Origin of the sequence: Methylocella sp. (assembly GCA_037200525.1) — a bacterium.
In the GTDB taxonomy this organism is placed as follows: domain Bacteria; phylum Pseudomonadota; class Alphaproteobacteria; order Rhizobiales; family Beijerinckiaceae; genus Methylocapsa.
In genome coordinates this window covers 3,281,095-3,298,601 of the sequence record JBBCGG010000001.1, presented here as the reverse complement: position 1 = coordinate 3,298,601, position 17,507 = coordinate 3,281,095, and the positions used below count along the sequence as shown (strand labels likewise).

Genomic DNA, 17,507 nt, shown 5'->3' with positions numbered 1-17,507 from the left:
TGCGCTCAATGGTCGCAGTCAAAACTACCGAGGCAGACCGTTTTATCGGCCGCCCCGCGGCGCATATTTTTATGTATCTCGTCTTTGGACCGGACTCCGGGCTTGTCGCCGAGCGGGCGCAGACGCTGATATCGCGCGCGGTGGATGATCCAAAGGACCCGTTCCAACTGCTGCGCATAGGCGGCGACGATCTTGCCGCCGATCCGCTCCGCCTCGCGGATGAGGCCAATACGATTCCGCTTTTTGGCGGCAGGCGAGCGATCTGGATCGACGCCCAAGGCAAAGCCTTCATTACCGCCCTTGAGCCCGTTCTCGCCGCTCCGCCGCGCGACTGCACCATCGTCGTCGAGGCCGGAGCGCTGAAGAAAGACGCCGCCTTGCGCAAGCTCTTTGAGCGCGAGAAAAATGCCGCCGCGCTCGAATGCTATCCGGACTCACCCGAGCATATCGCGCAGCTGATTGATGCCGAGGCCGCCGCCGCGAAGCTTTCGATCTCGCACGAGGCCAAGTCGTTGCTCGTGTCTCTACTGGGGCAAGACCGGCTTTCGACTCGCTCCGAACTGGCCAAGCTCGTGCTTTATGCGCATGGAGCAGGCGAGATCAGGCTCGATCACGTTGAAGCCATAGTCTCCGACGCCTCGAGCCTCATGCTCGATCACGCAGTCAACAGCGCGTTCGGCGGCGATTTCGTCGCCCTCGAGTCCAGCGCCCGCCGCATCTTCACGCAAGGGGGCGACGCCAGCGCGCTGCTCGGCGCGGCGCTCCGCCATGCCTTGATTCTGCATCGCAGCCGCCTCAATACCGAAGCCGGAGCGCGGGCGCATGACGGGCCGCATGAGAGGCCGGCATTCGGTTTTAGGCGGTCGGACGCTTTCGATCGGCATTTGCGCGCATGGACCGCCGCCCGGCTCGCTCGCGCCATTGAGATTCTTGGCGAGGCCGTCGGCAAGACGCGCCGAGAGCCGAAACTGGCCGAGGCTACCGCTTTGCGCGCTCTCTGGACAATCGCTCTTGCAGCCCGAGCGAAACCAACGTCCCATTGAGGCGATCCGCCTTCGTCCTGACGCGGTCGGCCAAGCCCAGCGTAATTGTAGCCGAGCTTGCGTCGGTTTGCCGCTGGCGTCTTCGCATTCGGCGCCGCAGGGTTGCGCCGTAAAAATGTCTATGTTAGCAAACCTCCGCCTTCAGGGCGTGGCCGCGTTCCTTCGCGTCGCTCCCCGTTTTCAACTTCAGTCTCCGTCTTGAGTTTGGGGCATGACCGTCAAGATTCGACGGACTCGGGACGCGCAGATGTTGGGCATGTGGATTTTGGGGTATAGCGTTGGCGAAACAAGAGACGCTCGTTTCCGGAATGGCCGGCCGCTATGCGGAGGCGCTGTTTGCGCTGGCGCGGGAAACCTCCGCGACTGAAGAGGTAGCGGCGGGCCTTGCAACTTTTAGCCGCCTCCTTGAGGAAAGCGAAGATTTGCGGCGCTTCGTCAAGAGCCCGGTCTTCTCCGCCGAAGAGCAGGTGAAGGCGCTTGAGGCGCTTCTCGACCGCGCCGGAATCGGCGGCATCACGGCCAAGTTTCTGAAGCTGGTCGCGGTCAAACGCAGGCTCTTCGCCGTGTCCGATATGATCCACGATTTCAATATTCTGCGTGACCATGCGCGCGGCCTCAGCCGCGCTGCGGTCACTGTCGCCGAGCCGCTGCGGTCCGAGCATGTCGAGGCGTTGAAAGACGCCCTCGCCAATATTTGCGGCAGCAAGAGCGTCGAAGTCGACATCAAGGTCGATCCGGCGATCATCGGCGGCCTCATCGTTCAATTGGGCTCGCGCATGGTCGACGGCTCGCTCAAGACAAAACTCAATTCGATCCGCACACGTATGAAAGAGGTCGGCTGATGGACATCCGCGCCGCAGAAATTTCGGCAATTCTCAAGAACGAGATTGCAAGCTTTGGCAATGAAGCTGCGGTCACCGAAGTGGGCCAGGTCCTCTCGGTCGGCGACGGCATCGCTCGCGTTTATGGCCTCGACAACGTCGAAGCCGGCGAAATGGTCGAGTTCGAAAACGGTATCCGCGGCATGGCGTTGAATCTCGAAATCGACAATGTCGGCGTCGTGATTTTCGGCTCCGACCGCGAAATCGGCGAAGGCCAGACGGTCAAACGCACCGGCGCGATCGTCGACGTCCCTGTCGGCAAGGAATTGCTTGGCCGCGTCGTCGATGCGCTGGGCAATCCGATCGATGGCAAAGGCCCGATTAACGCAACGAGGCGCGCGCGGGTCGACGTCAAGGCGCCTGGCATTATTCCACGCAAATCCGTGCATGAGCCGATGTCGACCGGCCTTAAGGCAATCGACGCGCTGATCCCGATCGGCCGCGGTCAGCGCGAGCTAATCATCGGCGATCGCCAGACCGGCAAAACGGCTGTCGCCCTCGACGCCATTCTCAATCAGAAGTCCCTGAATCAGGGCACCGACGAAAGCGCCAAGCTCTATTGCGTTTATGTCGCGATCGGCCAGAAGCGGTCGACCGTCGCGCAGTTCGTGAAGGTTCTGGAGGAGCAGGGCGCGCTGGAATATTCCATCGTGGTCGCCGCGACCGCCTCTGACCCCGCTCCGATGCAGTTCCTTGCGCCTTTCGCCGGCTGCGCAATGGGTGAATATTTCCGCGACAACGGAATGCACGCCTTGATCGTTTACGACGATCTCTCCAAGCAGGCGGTGGCCTATCGGCAGATGTCGCTGCTGCTCCGCCGGCCGCCGGGCCGCGAGGCCTATCCGGGCGACGTATTCTTTCTGCATTCGCGCCTTCTCGAGCGCGCCGCCAAGCTGCGCGACGCCAATGGAGCCGGCTCTTTGACGGCTCTTCCGATCATTGAGACCCAAGCGAACGACGTCTCGGCCTATATTCCGACCAATGTGATCTCGATCACCGACGGTCAGATCTTCCTTGAGACCGATTTGTTCTATCAAGGCATCCGGCCTGCGGTGAACGTTGGTCTTTCGGTGTCGCGCGTCGGTTCTTCGGCGCAAACGAAATCGATGAAGAAGGTCGCGGGCAAGATCAAAGGCGAGCTCGCGCAATATCGCGAAATGGCGGCCTTCGCGCAGTTCGGTTCGGATCTCGATGCAACGACGCAGCGCCTACTTGCGCGCGGTTCTCGCCTGACCGAGCTTTTGAAGCAGCCGCAGTTCTCGCCTCTCAAGATCGAGGAGCAGGTGGTCGTGATTTACGCCGGCGTCAACGGCTATCTCGACGCATTGCCGCTCAACCGAGTGCGGGCATTCGAAGACGGCCTGCTGGCTTTGGTCCGGACGAACCACGCCGATCTGTTGCAGACGCTCCGCGTCTCGAAGGATCTGTCCGATGATTCAGCCAAAAAGCTGAAATCGATCGTCGACGCCTACGCCAAGAACTTTGCTTGAACAGCCAAGCGCCGTCGGGACATAGCGAAGCGGAAAAAACATGCCCTCGTTGAAGGATCTCCGCAATCGGATCGCCTCCGTCAAGGCGACGCAGAAGATCACCAAAGCCATGCAGATGGTCGCGGCGGCGAAGTTGCGGCGCGCTCAGAACGCCGCCGAAGCCGCTCGGCCCTACGCGGAGCGCATGGATAACGTGCTGGCGTCTCTCGCCGCGTCGATCGCCCCGGGGTCGCCGGCCCCCGCGTTGCTTGCCGGCAATGGACGCGACAATGTTCATTTGCTCGTTGTTTGCACCGCCGAGCGCGGCCTTTGCGGAGCTTTCAACGCCTCGATCGCGCGGCTCGCGCGCGATACGGCCCTATCACTGATGGGGCAGGGCAAAAACGTCAAGATCATTTGCATAGGCAAAAAGGGCTATGACGTCCTTCGCCGTCAGTTCGAGCCGCAGATCATTGAATTGATCGATTTGCGCGGCGTGAAGACCCTCGGTTTCGGCAATGCGGATCCGGTCGGGCGCAAAATCGTGGCGCTGTTCGAGGCGGGCGAGTTTGACGTCTGCACCTTATTTTTCTCCCGTTTCAAGACCGTCATCAGCCAGATTCCGACGGCGCAGCAATTGGTCCCGCTGAGCATCCAGAGTGACCGGCGGACCGCCGCCCCGCAGGCAATTTATGATTATGAGCCGGGCGAGGAAGAGATTCTGACGACGCTGCTGCCGCGCAATATATCGATCCAGCTGCTGCGGGCGCTGCTCGAGAACGCCGCCTCCGAACAGGGCGCGCGAATGGGCGCGATGGACAGCGCGTCGCGCAACGCCGGCGAAATGATCAAAAAGCAGACCATGCAATATAATCGTTCGCGCCAGGCGATGATCACCAAAGAATTGATCGAGATCATCTCTGGCGCCGAGGCGCTTTGAGCACCAAAGACATCAAGAGGACGCACCATGGCTGACGCCGCAACCAACATGCCCACGGGCCACATCACGCAGGTTATCGGCGCCGTCGTAGACGTGAAATTCGACGGTCACTTACCCCAGATCCTCAATGCGCTTGAGACCAAGAACGGCGGCAATCGACTGGTGCTTGAGGTCGCGCAACATCTCGGCGAAAATTCCGTCCGCTGTCTCGCCATGGATGTTTCCGAAGGCTTGACCCGCGGACAAGCGGTCAGGGACACGGGTGCTCCGATTACGGTGCCCGTCGGCGATGCATGCCTTGGCCGCATCATGAATGTGATCGGCGAGGCGGTGGACGAATTGGGTCCCATCCAGGCGACCGATCATCGCGCGATTCATCAGCCGGCGCCCTCTTACGCCGATCAAGCGACCGATGCGCAAATTCTGGTGACCGGCATCAAGGTCGTCGATCTGCTGGCGCCTTATGCGAAGGGCGGCAAGATCGGCCTGTTCGGCGGCGCAGGCGTCGGCAAGACCGTGCTGATCATGGAGCTCATCAACAACGTCGCCAAGGCGCACGGCGGTTATTCGGTTTTCGCTGGCGTTGGCGAGCGCACGCGCGAAGGCAATGACCTCTATTACGAGATGATCGAGTCCAAAGTGAACGTCGATCCGCACGAACATGGCGGCTCGGCCGCCGGCTCGAAATGCGCGCTGATTTATGGCCAGATGAGCGAGCCGCCGGGCGCGAGGGCGCGCGTCGCTCTGACCGGACTGACGATCGCCGAGGATTTCCGCGATAAAGGTCAGGACGTGCTGTTTTTCGTCGATAATATTTTCCGCTTCACTCAGGCGGGTTCGGAAGTGTCGGCGTTGCTTGGCCGCATTCCCTCGGCGGTGGGGTATCAGCCGACGCTGGCGACCGACATGGGCGCCTTGCAGGAGCGCATCACGACGACCAACAACGGCTCCATCACCTCGGTGCAGGCGATCTATGTGCCCGCCGACGATTTGACCGACCCGGCGCCGGCGACTTCCTTCGCCCATCTCGATGCCACGACGGTGTTGTCGCGGTCGATCGCCGAAAAGGGCATTTATCCCGCCGTCGATCCGCTCGATTCGACGTCGCGGATGCTGTCGCCGCTGATTGTCGGGGAAGAGCACTATGACGTTGCGCGGCGCGTCCAGCAGCTTCTGCAGCGTTATAAGGGTCTGCAGGATATCATCGCCATTCTCGGCATGGATGAACTTTCGGAAGAAGATAAGATCACCGTCGCCCGCGCGCGGAAGATCGAACGCTTTCTGTCGCAACCTTTCCATGTCGCCGAAGTCTTCACCGGCTCGCCCGGCAAGCTCGTTTCGCTTGCCGACACGATCAAGGGCTTCAAGGGACTCGTCGAAGGCAAATATGATCATTTGCCAGAAGCGGCCTTCTACATGGTTGGTTCGATCGAAGAGGCTGTCGAAAAGTCGCAGCGGCTCGCCGCCGAAGCGTGATCCCGAAAAGTTGCAGATTTTTCGGACAAGATCATGCGGAGAATCGGGCAACGGCATGATCCTGGTAAGCGGCATGGGCGCTTCGGCTTGAAGCGATCGTGCTCGAAGGATCATCTTCGGTAAAAGTCTGCGCGCGGCCAGTTATTTCGCGCGCGACCTGCCTCCCGTCTTGTGGGCTGGCGCGAAGCGCTCGCAAGGCCGCCAGGCAGGAAATGGAAATCAGATTCGGGGATGCGCAATGGCAGCTTTTCATTTTGAACTCGTCTCACCCGAGAAATTGGTATTTTCGGGCGAGGTTGAAGCTGTCGTCGTACCCGGAACCGAAGGCGAGTTCACCGTCCTCAAAGGTCACTCGCCGTTGATGTCGACGCTGAAGCCGGGCATTGTCGATATCGAACAATCCGCGGCGCAAAAGTTGCGCTTTCTGGTGCGCGGCGGTTTCGCCGATGTGGCGCCGGGAGGCCTGACCATTCTTGCCGAACATGCAATTCCGCTGGCTGAATTTGATGCGGCGCAGTTCGCTTCCGACTTCAAGGATGCTGAAGAGGATGTCGCCGACGCAACGACGGAAGAAGCTCGGTGCCTCGCCGCTGAAAAACGGGACCAGCTGCTGGAGTTGAAGGACGCGCTCAAGCTTTAAGTTGCGCGACTCGCTCCTGAGGCGGACCAAAAACCTTATATCTGAAGATCGGGCGCGTCTTTATCTTCGCCGATCATTCCCATGAGGCGCGGAACGTCGAGCAGCACGAGAGCGCCCCGGCTGCTCTCGACGAGGCCCTCGCGCTTCATCGCGCTTAATTCCTTTGTCACCGTTTCGCGGCGCGTGCTGATTCGGCCGGCAAGATCGGCGTGGATCGGCGGCGGCGAAACGATCGCCTGGTTGGGGTTTGCGCGGTTCGGCCGCGAAAGCCGGAGCAATTCCGTGTAGAGACGCTCGCGCACGCCAAGCGTCGTGAACTCATTGACGCGATTGGCCAGCATGCGGACCTGACCGGTTACGATTCGAAGAAGCCGCAGACTGACGTCGGGATGGGTTGTCACGACCTCCAGAAAGGTCGGGGCGGTCATTTTCGCGATCGTCGCATCAGTGACAGCCAAGATGCTGGCAGACCGGGTTTGCCCATCAATCGCGGCCAGTTCGCCGAAAAATGCGCCGGCGTCGATGTCGCGCAGGATGGTTTCGCGACCGGAGATCGAGCGAATCATCACACGCGCCACGCCGCTGATCAGGAAGAAAACGTCAACGCTTTCGTCCTGATAGTCGATGATCCATTCTTTGGCGCGCGCACGCCGCCAGACGCAGCGCGTGTCAAGTCGCGCAATCACATCCGGCGTCAGCGAGCTGAACAGCTCGATGCGGGACAAAGTTTCCGATTGTCTGGGCGCAATCATGATGATCTGTCGAGGGAAGAGATCAAACCATCGAGATCGCGCGGCGTCCGGAACGCGATCATCTCGATTTCCGCAGTGATATTCTTGATGCGGACGCGATGGCTTTCGACGGCCGGCATCGAAAAGCCGGCGCGCTCAACCACCTCGCGCGAGAGAAGGATTGTGCATTTGAGCTCCTTCGTCAGGCCCTCGAGTCGCGCTGCTATATTGCCGACCTCGCCAAGGAAGTGGGCCGTATGACGGCTCGCGAGTTCGCCGACGATGGCGAGGCCAAGATGGCAGCCGGCGCCGAAACGAAGCGGAAAATCGAATATCTCCTCGAATTCAATGCTAAGCGCCGCCAACGCCTCCCACATGTCCCGCAGCGCGAACACGACCCGTCGCGACGCTGTCGCAGGATCGCAATCGGCTCCAAAGAAGCACATGACCCCGTCGCCGGCGATGCTGGTTACCTGTCCCCCATTGGTTGCAACGGCGTGACACACCGCGCCAATATAACGATCGATCACGTAGAAGGCGTCATATGGCAGGCGCCCGTCCGCAAGGCGGGTTGAATCGCGAAGATCGACAAACAGCGCGGCGATCTCATGTTCCGTCGACGAGTGAAGGCTCGTCGCCAATGCTTTGACGTCAACGCGTCCGAAGGCGAGGAGCGGCATAACGTCAACGTCGTCTTGCGGCCGCACCTGACAGGCCAATCGAACGTCCGGATTGGCGCGAATCGCCGAGAGCGTGTTGGTTTCTGCAAGATTAGGGGCGGGGAGGCGCTCAAGGCCTTCCGTGATCAGCACGCGACAGGTCGAGCACCGCCCGCGGCCGCCGCACATCGACATATGCGTGACGCCGGCCCAGCGGCTCGCTTCCAGAATCGAAAATCCGCGCGGGATGACCGCTTGCTGTCCATTCGGATATTTGACCGTGATCGTCCCAAAGCGATGTTGGCGCCATTCCCGCGCGCCGAGCAGCGCGAACAATGCGCCGACGAGGCCGAGGTAAATCAGAATAAGGTCCTCGCCGATATTTGCGAGCAAGGCCGATTGCGCAGGGGTTTGCACTTTGTGGAGTTGCTCGATGACGCCTGGATCCAGCGCGGCTCCGGCGTCGAAATCGCGGCCGGCGTCAATGATGCCGCTCACCGCGAGAATCGGAACCAAAGCGGCGAGCGCGGCGAGAACCGGGGCCCATTTTTGATACCACGGCCTGAAGCGCAACGAACTGCGCAATCCGATGCAACCGTGAATCCACACGACAAACAGCAGAAGGAACTGTCGCGGCACGCCGACGAAAGGCGATAACACCCAGTAGCGATAGATCAGCCAGGGGTAAGTCACCGGCAGGCCGTATAGAATATGGCCGAGGCGAACGTTGGTCACATGAATGATGACCAGCGGTATGATCGAGAGGCCGAGGAGAATTTGGAACAATTCGTTCGGGGGAATGCGCAAGTGCCGGCGACGGTAAATCGCGTAAAAGCCGAGACTTCCGTGAACGAGGAAAGAGCCATAGAGTAAAATCTGGCCAACCGGCGTGCGCCAGGGCCACAGCAGCACGAGCCTGATCGCCTCCATCGCCGGCAGACGGAGGATGCCGCAGGCGTGGTTCAGGAAATGGCTCCCAGCGAAACTGAACAGGATGAGTCCGGTCGTCATCCGCAGCGTTCGCTCGATCGGTGGAAAGCTCGCGCGTTTGGCCGGCGGCGCGATCTCCACGGATGGGCCCTCAACGCTCACTTTGGTTCCTCCAGTCGGCGCCTAGTTCCCTGTTTGTCGACCTAGATGGTCTCAAAGCCCCCGCCGCGCAACCTTTTTGGCTGCTCAGCTTAAGCCCGCATGCTTGGGCGACGCTCTACTGCGAATCACCGATGGCGTCGGTTTGTCGCACCCGGCGCGGCGCGCTTAGAGCGGGAAGGCTCAGCCGGGAGACGATAGCCGGGTCTCTTTTTTCTCTAAAATGCTATAGACCGTCGCGCATACCTAATGCGTCTCATCTTCAAGGATTTTTGGCTTCATGGCGCCCCCTCTTCTGCTGTTGCAGAATATCTCGCTCACACTCGGCGGACGGCCTTTACTCGAGGCCGCCGATCTCTCCGTTTCTGCCGGGGAGCGTCTCTGTCTCGTCGGCCGCAACGGCTCCGGCAAATCGACGCTCCTAAAGATCGCCGCGGGCCTTCTCGAATCCGATGGCGGAACGCGCTTCATGCACCCCGACGCCAACGTGCGGTATTTGCCGCAGGAGCCCGATCTCTCCGCCTTCGCGACGTCTTTCGCCTATGTCGAAGCCGGGCTAGGTCCAAACGATGATCCATATCGAGCGCGGAGCCTCTTGAACGAACTCGGCCTCAGCGGCGATGAAAATCCGGCGAACCTTTCCGGCGGCGAAGCGCGCCGGGCGGCGCTGGCGCGTGTTATGGCGCCGGAGCCCGATGTTCTGCTGCTCGACGAACCGACCAACCATCTCGATCTGCCCGCCATCGAATGGCTGGAAGCCGAACTCAAGAGGCTGCGCTCCGCTCTCGTCATCATCAGCCATGACCGGCGGTTCTTGCAGAACTTGTCGCGAAGCACCGTTTGGCTTGATCGTGGCCGCACCCGCAACCTTGCACGAGGCTTCTCCGAGTTCGAAGCCTGGCGCGACCAAGAACTGGAAGAGGAAGAACGGCAACAGCATAAGTTCGACCGGAAAATCGTCGCCGAGGAACATTGGCTGCGCTATGGCGTCACCGCGCGGCGCAAGCGCAATCAGAAACGACTCTCGGGCCTCAATACGATGCGTACGGAGCGACGGCAGCGCCAGGGCGCCACGGGCGAAGTGAGGCTCGTCGCCAGCGAAGGCAAGGTTTCCGGTAAGCTCGTCATCGAGGCGGAGGCGATTTCGAAATCTTTTGGCGAACGACCGATCGTCAAAGGGTTTTCCACCCGTCTCCTCCGCGGCGACGCCATGGGAGTCATCGGCGCCAACGGAGCCGGCAAGACGACGTTGATCAGCATTCTGACCGGCGTGCTTGCCCCTGACTCCGGAACCGTTCAGCTTGGCGCCAATCTCCAGATGGCGACGCTGGATCAGGGCCGCGCGAGCCTTGATCCGAAGACGCTCCTGAAAGATGCGCTGACCGGCGGCGGCAGCGATTTCGTGGAGATCAACGGCGAGCGCAAACACGTCATGGGCTACATGAAGGATTTTCTATTTGGTCCCGAACAGGCTCGCACGCCAATCGGGCGCCTGTCGGGCGGCGAACGCGGACGGTTGATGCTCGCGCGGGCCTTAGCGCGGCCCTCTAATCTCCTCGTGCTCGATGAACCGACGAATGATCTCGATCTCGAAACCCTCGACCTGCTGCAGGAGATGCTGGGCGACTACAAAGGCACTTTGTTGATTGTGAGCCACGACCGCGATTTTCTCGATCGAGTTGCTACCTCCGTCCTTCTCGCCGAAGGCGCTGGCCACTGGGTCGAATATGCCGGCGGCTATTCCGACATGGTGGCGCAACGCGGGGCGGGCGTCGGGACGGCTCCGATTGGGTCTCCGAGCGCGATCGGGAAGCCGAAGCCGTTGCCCCCTACTCGCGCCGAAAAGCCCGCTGCGAAGCCGAAGCTGAATTTCAAGGAGAAACACGCGCTTGATAATTTGCCCTCGCGCATGGACGCCCTGCGCAAGCAAATGGCCAAGCTGAAAGCCTCGCTCGACGACGCCAATCTTTATGCGCGCGACCCCGCAAAATTTGCACAAGCGACGGCGGCTTTCGCCAAGGCCGAAGTCGAGCTGGCGGTGGCGGAAGAAGACTGGCTCGCGCTCGAAATACGCCGCGAGGGGTAGAGCGTCATCTCGCCTGCAATCAGTCGCAAAGCGATGTTGAGCCAGCGTTGCAGGACCCGTCTTTCCCTGCGCCGGCGCGATCTCTTCCTAGATCGCGTCGAGCGCCGTGAGAATGGAGGAGATTTTCCTGGACAGGAGTGAGCGCGTAGGGTCGCGCAAGCCATGTGACAGGATCAGTGAAATAGGCATCAGCGCGATCGCTCTCTTGGCCTAAAATCTGCTTCACGGAATCCGACCTCGCGACGAAGGTCGCGGCTGGCCTGTCGATTTCGACCGAACATAAAGAATTAAGGGAAAATACCGGTGATTGAATTTAAAATTGCGGCGCGACGGCGCGGTCTGCGGTCTTTGGCTGCCCTATATCTAGGCGCGATCGCGACGATCGGGCCTGCCGCGTCCGCCGCGACTCTCGATGAGATCAAAGCCCGCAACGAGATGGTTGTGGCGACAGAGGATAATTACAAGCCATTTGAATTCGTCGAAGACGGCAAGCCGATGGGTCTCGACCATGACCTTTTGGCGTTACTGCGTAAGCAAGGGCCGTTCACGATTCGGCAACAGATCATACCCTGGACAGGCCTGCTCGCGGGGGTCTCCACCGGCAAGTACGATGTCGCTCTGACGGCCGCCGTGATCACGCCCGAGCGACTGAAGGATCTCGACTTCACCATGCCGATCGCGGACGCGACGCATTATTATGTCACGCGGGCCGACGATGCGAGCATTAACAGCGTCGCCGATTTGTCCGGCAAAACGGTAGGCGTGCAGGCCGGCGGAGCGTCATATTCGGCTTTGACGGAACTGACGCAGATGCTGGCCAAAACCGGCGGCAAGCTCGGCAAAGTGGTGCAATATGCGTCCTTTCCCGAGGCGTATCAGGACCTCGCGGCAGGCCGGCTCGACTATGTCGTCAACGGCGTCGTCAATCTGGTCAGTCTCACCAGGGAGCAGCCGAAGCGCTTCAAGCTCGGCCAAGCTGTGACGGCGCCAACCTACGCGGCTTGGGCGGTCGCCAAGGGAAATGACGCGTTGCTGAATTACCTCGACGATTTTCTCGCAAAAACGCGCAAAGACGGCCAGCTTTACGCGCTCCAGACGAAATGGTTCGGGCGAGCGTTCGAAACCATGCCGGACACTCCCAGCAAATGATGATGCGCTGGCGCATCGGCTGGAGATGGATCGACGCAAGGCCCGGCGCGTAGTTCAATGAGTTGGGCGGCCTATCAAACCTTGTTGGCGGGCGCCGTTACGACGGCGGCCTTGTCATTTTGCGGCATCGCGCTCGGGCTTCCGCTCGGCCTTGCCCTGGCGCTGATCCGATGGGGGCGCGTGCCGGTCGCCAATATCGCCGTCGCCGTCTACGTCAGCCTCGTGCGCTCGACGCCGCTCGTCACATTCACCTTGTTCATCTTCTTCGTTCTCCCCGGAGTGGGATTGGAGCTTGAACCGATACCGGCAGCAATTCTCGCCCTGACGCTCAATACGGCGGCGTTCAACTGCGAAATCTGGCGCGCCGGTCTGCTGAGTTTTCCGCGCGACCAGATAGAGGCGGGCAGGGCCTGCGGCATGACAAGCCCAGTGTTGTTTCGCCGCATCGTCTTGCCGCAGCTCTGGCGCAGTAGCGTGGGGCCGCTGGCGAATGAGATGACGGCGATGCTGAAAGGCACGCCCGCGGTCGCAGTCATCGGGGTAGTTGAAATCACTCGGGCGGCGAGTCGCATCGGGGCCGCGACCTATGAGCCCCTGCCGCCCTTTCTCGCCGCAACCATCATCTACACGCTGCTGGTCGCCGTCATCGTGCACGGCCAACACATCATCGAGCGGATCATCGCGCGGCGCTATGGATATGCCGCGGCATGAATGGGTTCGCCGCCGTCTGGCAAGAACGCGACGTGTTCTTCGTGGGGATCGCCAACACCGTATCGTTGGTCGCTTTCGCCACCCTGGCCAGCATCCCGCTTGGCGCTCTCGGCGCGATCGTTATCGTCGAGGCGGCCAAGCCGGTGTCCCGGCTCGCGCAAGCCTTGGTTGATTTCCTGCGCTGCGTGCCGTTTCTGCTGCTGGCCTATCTCGTCTATTATGGTCTGCCCGGATTGGGGCTGCGGCTTGATGCATGGGGGGCCGGGCTGCTCACCCTCGTGGTCTATACCAGCGCATATCTCGTCGAAATTTTCCGCGCGGCTTGGATGGCGCTGCCTCGGGACGGCATCGAGGCGGCGCGGGCCTATGGCTTTACGCGCGGTGCGCTATACTGGCGCATTATATTCCCGCAGATCGCCGTGACATCCGCGCTGATGGTGGGTAATCAGATCATCGTAATGATCAAGGACAGCGCCCTGTTGATGATCATCACCGTGCCCGAAATCACGTTCGCGGCCAATTTTGTCAATGCGAACAATTTTTCGCCATTCGCACCCTTTATCGTGGCCGTGGGATTGTACTGGATGTTATCCTTGATCATCGAGGCGGGCGTGCGCCGTTTGGGAGCCGTGGCGCGGGTGCGGCGTGCTTAAAGAGATCCCCGCCGCCATTTCGGCTCGCATGGTTTGCAAGCAATTCGATGGCGTCGAGGTTCTTCGCGACGTATCCCTCGATGTCGCCAAGGGCTCGACGGTATGCATCGTCGGGCCGAGCGGCTCGGGCAAATCCACGTTTTTACGCTGCATTAATTGGCTCGAGGAGCCAACCTCCGGCGCGATCCAGCTCGGCGGCGCGCTGATGGGCGTCAAGCCGGACGCCAATGGCAGGATGCAGCGCATGTCGCCCCGAGAACTGGCCGCGGCGCGAACCCACGTCAGCATGGTGTTTCAACACTTCGCCTTGTGGCCGCATCTGACAGTGCTTGGAAATGTGATCGAAGCGCCGATCCACGTCCTTAAGCGCCCGCGCGGCGAGGTCATCGCAGAGGGCCGAGTCCTTCTCGATCGCGTCGGACTGCTCGATAAGGCCGACGCCTTTCCTCATACCCTCTCGGGCGGTCAGAAACAGCGGGTTGCGATCAGCCGGGCGCTCGCCATGCGGCCGAAGGTGCTGCTGTTCGATGAACCGACGAGCGCTCTCGACCCTGAAATGGTCGGCGAAGTTTTGAACGTCATGCGCGATCTCGCGGCCGAAGGCCTAACAATGCTGGTCGTGACCCATGAGATGGCTTTCGCGCGCGAAGTCGCCGATACAGTCGTATTTTTCGATGGCGGGCGCATTATCGAGACTGGGGAACCGGAGGCTTTCTTCACGGCGCCGAAAACCGAACGAGCCCGCCGTTTCCTGACCCGCTATGCAACTTGAGGTCTTCATGCCATCCGACGCCAATGCGCTCGCCCTCCGTCGCATCGCAGAGGCCGATCCGGTTCTGGTCGGTTTCGAGCGCGCCGCCGACGCGCTCAATCTCGGACAGGGCGAACTCGGCCACGCGGGCGCGCCTTTCGACGCCGCGGATGCGATTCCGCCAGTCGTGCTCAACGCGCTCGCCGGCGCTGTTATCCATGAAGGCTGGGCGGGAACCATTGATGAAGCGCGCGCGCTGATCCGGGCCGGATCGATCCGGTTGCGGTCGAACCACGATCTTGGAACCGTATCCCCGATGGCGGGCGTCGTGCGTCCGAGTCAAACTGTGATGCGCATCGAAAACCGCGCCGGGGACGGGATCGCTTACGCCACTCTGGCCGAGGGCGGCCGCAAGGCGCTGCGTTTTGGAGTCTACAATGAAGGCGTCGCCGAGGGTCTGCGCTGGCTCGATCAAAAGCTTGGGCCAGCCCTAAGCCGCGCGTTGCCGCCGGGCGGCTTGCCTATCCTCCCGCTCGTCCGCGATGGCGTCGCTTTGGGAGACGATGTTCATCAACGCAATATTGGCGGCATGGCGAGTTTCATCCGCGCGCTGGGAGATCTGGACAGTCCCGAGAGGGCGTGGCTCTTCGCCAATCCTCAGCACTTTCTCAACTATGCTATGGCGGCTGCGAAACTTGCCCTCGACCGCGCCGACGGAATCGCCGATTCGACGATCGTGACGGCGATCTCCCGGAACGGCGTCACCTGCGGAGTTCGCATTGCGGGCGCTGGCCGGCGTTGGTTCACGGCGGCCGCCGTTGTGCCGCAGGGCGGGTTCTTCGCGCCCTTCACGCTTCGCGACGCGCAAGCGGACCTTGGCGACAGCGCCATCATGGAGGCATATGGTCTTGGCGGAGCTATAGCGCATGCCTCGCCCGAACTGGCTGGCGCTATGGGAAGGCCGTGGGACGAAGCAATCGGGGTCGGGCTGGCGATGCGGCGTCTGTTTGTCGAGCGTCATCCAACGATCGCGCCCGTGCTGTGCGGCGAGGCCGGCGTCGGGTTGGGCCTTGATGCGGAGCGGGTGGTCGAGGCAAACATCTCTATGCGGATTCACACTGGCATTGCGCACAAGGACGGCGAGACGGGCTGGATCGGGCTTGGCGTCGCCGAGGCGCCTGTGGCCTGCTTCTCGGCGGCGCTGGCTGCGCTGAAGGGTAAGATATGACGTATGGCGCTTTTAGTTCTGTCGCTCCGCTCCGCGTTGTCGTGATCGGGGGCGGATTCACCGGCGCGGCGCTGGTCATCCATGCTATTCGCGCCAACGACCGTCCGCTCGATATAGTCGTCGTCGAACCGGCGGCGGAACTCGGCCGCGGGATTGCCTATGGGACCGATGATCCGGCGCATCGCATCAACGTCCCAAGCGATCGGATGGGGTTGTTCCAGGACGATCCGACAGGTGCGACGCGCTGGTTCTTCGAGCATGGAGTCTTGCCTGATGCGGGCAGCGACGACGGTCAAGGCAATTTCTATGCGCCGCGCCACGTTTACGGCTCCTTTGTCGGCGACATGCTCCGGCAGACGCTTGCGGCTGCGGGTGAGCGGGTGCGCTTCCGGCACGTGCGCGCCGCCGCTACCTCCATTGCCCGGCAGGGCCAAGGCTGGATAGCGTCGCTGAGCGACGGCGCCCGCATCGAAGCGGACCTTGTCGCGCTTTGCTTTGGCCATGCCGCGCCGCTCATCCCTGCTCTGATCGAAGCGGATGTGAAGAGCGATCCAAAGTTCGCGCCCGACCCATGGGCGAGGGACGCGCTGGCTGCGATTGCTCCGTCGGATTCTGTCTTAGTCGTTGGTACGGGCCTCACCATGGCCGATGTCGTCGTCAGCTTAAGGGAGAAGGGACATTTAGGGCCGATCACTGCGGCGTCGCGGCGTAAGCTGCTGCCGCGCCAGCATGGATTGTTCCTCGACGCGATCGATATTTTCGATGGGCAGCCCCCTCCCAAAACAGCGCTAGGCCTCGTTCGTCTTTTGCGCCGACGCATTCGCAGCGAAGGCCCCGTTAAAGGCTGGCATCCGATCGTCGACGCGCTCCGCGCCAAGCTCCCGCTGGCTTGGAACGCCTTGCCGCCGAACGAAAAGGCTCGCGCGCTTCGACGACTGTTGCCATTCTGGGAGGTGCACAGGTTCCGGATCGCGCCGCAGGTGAACGCAGTTCTGGTCCGCGACCGACAAGCAGGCGACCTAGTCGTAAAACAGGCGGGATTGACGCATCTGGCGCGGCGGGATGGCCGCTTTGTCGCGACGCTCAGGCAGCCGGGAAATCGAACGGAAGACTGCGCTTTCGACGCCGTCGTATTGTGCACGGGACCCGAAAAAGACCTCCGCGCCAACCCGCTGGTCGCCGCTTTGCTCGCTGCCGGGATCGCGCGGCTTGACGACGCCAACCTCGGCCTCGCAGTCGACCAAAGAAGCCGCGTGCTGGATCAAGTTGGGCTGCCTTGGCCGAACCTGCTTGCTTTCGGCCCAATGACGCGCGGCAGCTTCGGGGAAATGACCGGCGCGCCCGACATCGCGCGACATATTGAGGCGCTATCCGGCGGCCTTTTTGACGAGATCACCGCCACCAAAGGGATCCATTCTTGACCGGCAAAATCCATCATATCGCCGCTGACGCGAGCCCGCCGCCGCCGTCATCGCTGTATTCACACGCCGTTCAGGCGGATGGATGGCTGCATGTCACTGGACAATTGCCGACCGATCCCGACGCACCCGCAGTTCCCCTGCGGTCAGGCATCGAAGCGCAGAGCGAGATGTGTTTCGAGAACATCCATCGCATCTTGCGCCACGCGGGCTATGCGCTGGCCGATGCGGTGTTCGTGCGCATCTATCTGAGCGAGTTCGAGCGGGATTTCGCCGCCTTCAACAGCGTTTACGTCCGCCATTTCCCGCAAGATCGTCCTTTGCCGAGCCGCACTACAGTCGGCGTGGCGGCGCTCGGCCGACGCGCTTTGGTCGAGATCGATTTAATCTGCTTCAACGCATCGCTTCGTTGATCCCGACCGGTTTGGCCTCGGCCATGACCAACTAGCGCCAACGGCGCACTCGACGTCCCCTATGCCGCCAGCACACTCTGCGGCCGGCCGGCGCCCAGCGCGTATAGCGATGAACCCCCTCTTAACAATGACGCAACTTGTCCGCGCAAGCACGCAGCGATGCGGGTCGG

16 protein-coding genes are annotated in these 17,507 nt (G+C 61.4%); 14 read left to right on the top strand and 2 right to left on the bottom strand.

Translation table 11 applies throughout. The features are described 5' to 3' along the window. The first annotated feature begins 8 nt into the window (after positions 1-8). The 6 genes from holA (at position 9) to WDN46_16190 (ending at position 6,449) form a co-directional block, all read left to right on the top strand. Positions 9-1,043 (top strand): DNA polymerase III subunit delta, encoded by a 1,035-nt coding sequence (gene holA / locus WDN46_16215; protein MEJ0094906.1) that lies wholly within the window; start codon positions 9-11, stop codon positions 1,041-1,043. A gap of 278 nt (positions 1,044-1,321) precedes the next feature. Beyond that, entirely contained in the window at positions 1,322-1,885 is a 564-nt protein-coding gene (locus WDN46_16210; GenBank protein MEJ0094905.1) for a F0F1 ATP synthase subunit delta, read from the top strand. Then, on the top strand, positions 1,885-3,414 hold the full coding sequence (gene atpA / locus WDN46_16205; GenBank protein MEJ0094904.1) for a F0F1 ATP synthase subunit alpha: 1,530 nt from the start codon (positions 1,885-1,887) through the stop codon (positions 3,412-3,414). The genes WDN46_16210 and atpA overlap by 1 nt, the downstream gene beginning before the upstream one ends. Before the next feature lie 40 nt (positions 3,415-3,454). Next, positions 3,455-4,333, top strand: a complete 879-nt coding sequence (locus WDN46_16200) for a F0F1 ATP synthase subunit gamma (GenBank protein ID MEJ0094903.1) — start codon at positions 3,455-3,457, stop codon at positions 4,331-4,333. Between the two features lie 27 nt (positions 4,334-4,360). Further along, positions 4,361-5,809, top strand: a complete 1,449-nt coding sequence (gene atpD / locus WDN46_16195; GenBank protein ID MEJ0094902.1) for a F0F1 ATP synthase subunit beta — start codon at positions 4,361-4,363, stop codon at positions 5,807-5,809. A 238-nt stretch (positions 5,810-6,047) separates the two neighbouring features. Further along, positions 6,048-6,449, top strand: coding sequence for a F0F1 ATP synthase subunit epsilon (locus tag WDN46_16190; GenBank protein ID MEJ0094901.1), 402 nt, complete (start codon positions 6,048-6,050; stop codon positions 6,447-6,449). 35 nt (positions 6,450-6,484) lie between these two features. Here the strand turns inward: WDN46_16190 and WDN46_16185 are convergent, their stop codons facing one another. After that, positions 6,485-7,201 (bottom strand): Crp/Fnr family transcriptional regulator, encoded by a 717-nt coding sequence (locus WDN46_16185; GenBank protein MEJ0094900.1) that lies wholly within the window; start codon positions 7,199-7,201, stop codon positions 6,485-6,487. Next, positions 7,198-8,931, bottom strand: coding sequence for an adenylate/guanylate cyclase domain-containing protein (locus WDN46_16180; GenBank protein ID MEJ0094899.1), 1,734 nt, complete (start codon positions 8,929-8,931; stop codon positions 7,198-7,200). The genes WDN46_16185 and WDN46_16180 overlap by 4 nt, the downstream gene beginning before the upstream one ends. A gap of 277 nt (positions 8,932-9,208) precedes the next feature. Between WDN46_16180 and WDN46_16175 the strand changes: the two genes are divergently transcribed. The 8 genes from WDN46_16175 to WDN46_16140 all read left to right on the top strand — a co-directional run bounded on the left by WDN46_16175 (position 9,209) and on the right by WDN46_16140 (position 17,337). After that, complete coding sequence (locus tag WDN46_16175) at positions 9,209-11,014, top strand: ATP-binding cassette domain-containing protein (GenBank protein ID MEJ0094898.1); 1,806 nt, start codon at positions 9,209-9,211, stop codon at positions 11,012-11,014. Positions 11,015-11,317: 303 nt separating this feature from the next. After that, positions 11,318-12,163 (top strand): transporter substrate-binding domain-containing protein, encoded by an 846-nt coding sequence (locus tag WDN46_16170; protein MEJ0094897.1) that lies wholly within the window; start codon positions 11,318-11,320, stop codon positions 12,161-12,163. Between the two features lie 57 nt (positions 12,164-12,220). Further along, complete coding sequence (locus WDN46_16165) at positions 12,221-12,874, top strand: amino acid ABC transporter permease (GenBank protein ID MEJ0094896.1); 654 nt, start codon at positions 12,221-12,223, stop codon at positions 12,872-12,874. Next, positions 12,871-13,527: an amino acid ABC transporter permease gene (locus WDN46_16160; GenBank protein ID MEJ0094895.1), complete on the top strand. Its 657-nt coding sequence runs from the start codon at positions 12,871-12,873 to the stop codon at positions 13,525-13,527. Before WDN46_16165 ends, WDN46_16160 begins: the two co-directional genes overlap by 4 nt. Then, on the top strand, positions 13,520-14,299 hold the full coding sequence (locus WDN46_16155; GenBank protein MEJ0094894.1) for an amino acid ABC transporter ATP-binding protein: 780 nt from the start codon (positions 13,520-13,522) through the stop codon (positions 14,297-14,299). Before WDN46_16160 ends, WDN46_16155 begins: the two co-directional genes overlap by 8 nt. After that, positions 14,289-15,506, top strand: coding sequence for a DUF1116 domain-containing protein (locus WDN46_16150; protein ID MEJ0094893.1), 1,218 nt, complete (start codon positions 14,289-14,291; stop codon positions 15,504-15,506). Before WDN46_16155 ends, WDN46_16150 begins: the two co-directional genes overlap by 11 nt. Then, complete coding sequence (locus WDN46_16145; GenBank protein ID MEJ0094892.1) at positions 15,503-16,927, top strand: FAD/NAD(P)-binding protein; 1,425 nt, start codon at positions 15,503-15,505, stop codon at positions 16,925-16,927. The genes WDN46_16150 and WDN46_16145 overlap by 4 nt, the downstream gene beginning before the upstream one ends. Next, complete coding sequence (locus WDN46_16140; protein MEJ0094891.1) at positions 16,924-17,337, top strand: RidA family protein; 414 nt, start codon at positions 16,924-16,926, stop codon at positions 17,335-17,337. Before WDN46_16145 ends, WDN46_16140 begins: the two co-directional genes overlap by 4 nt. The last annotated feature ends 170 nt before the right edge of the window (positions 17,338-17,507 follow it).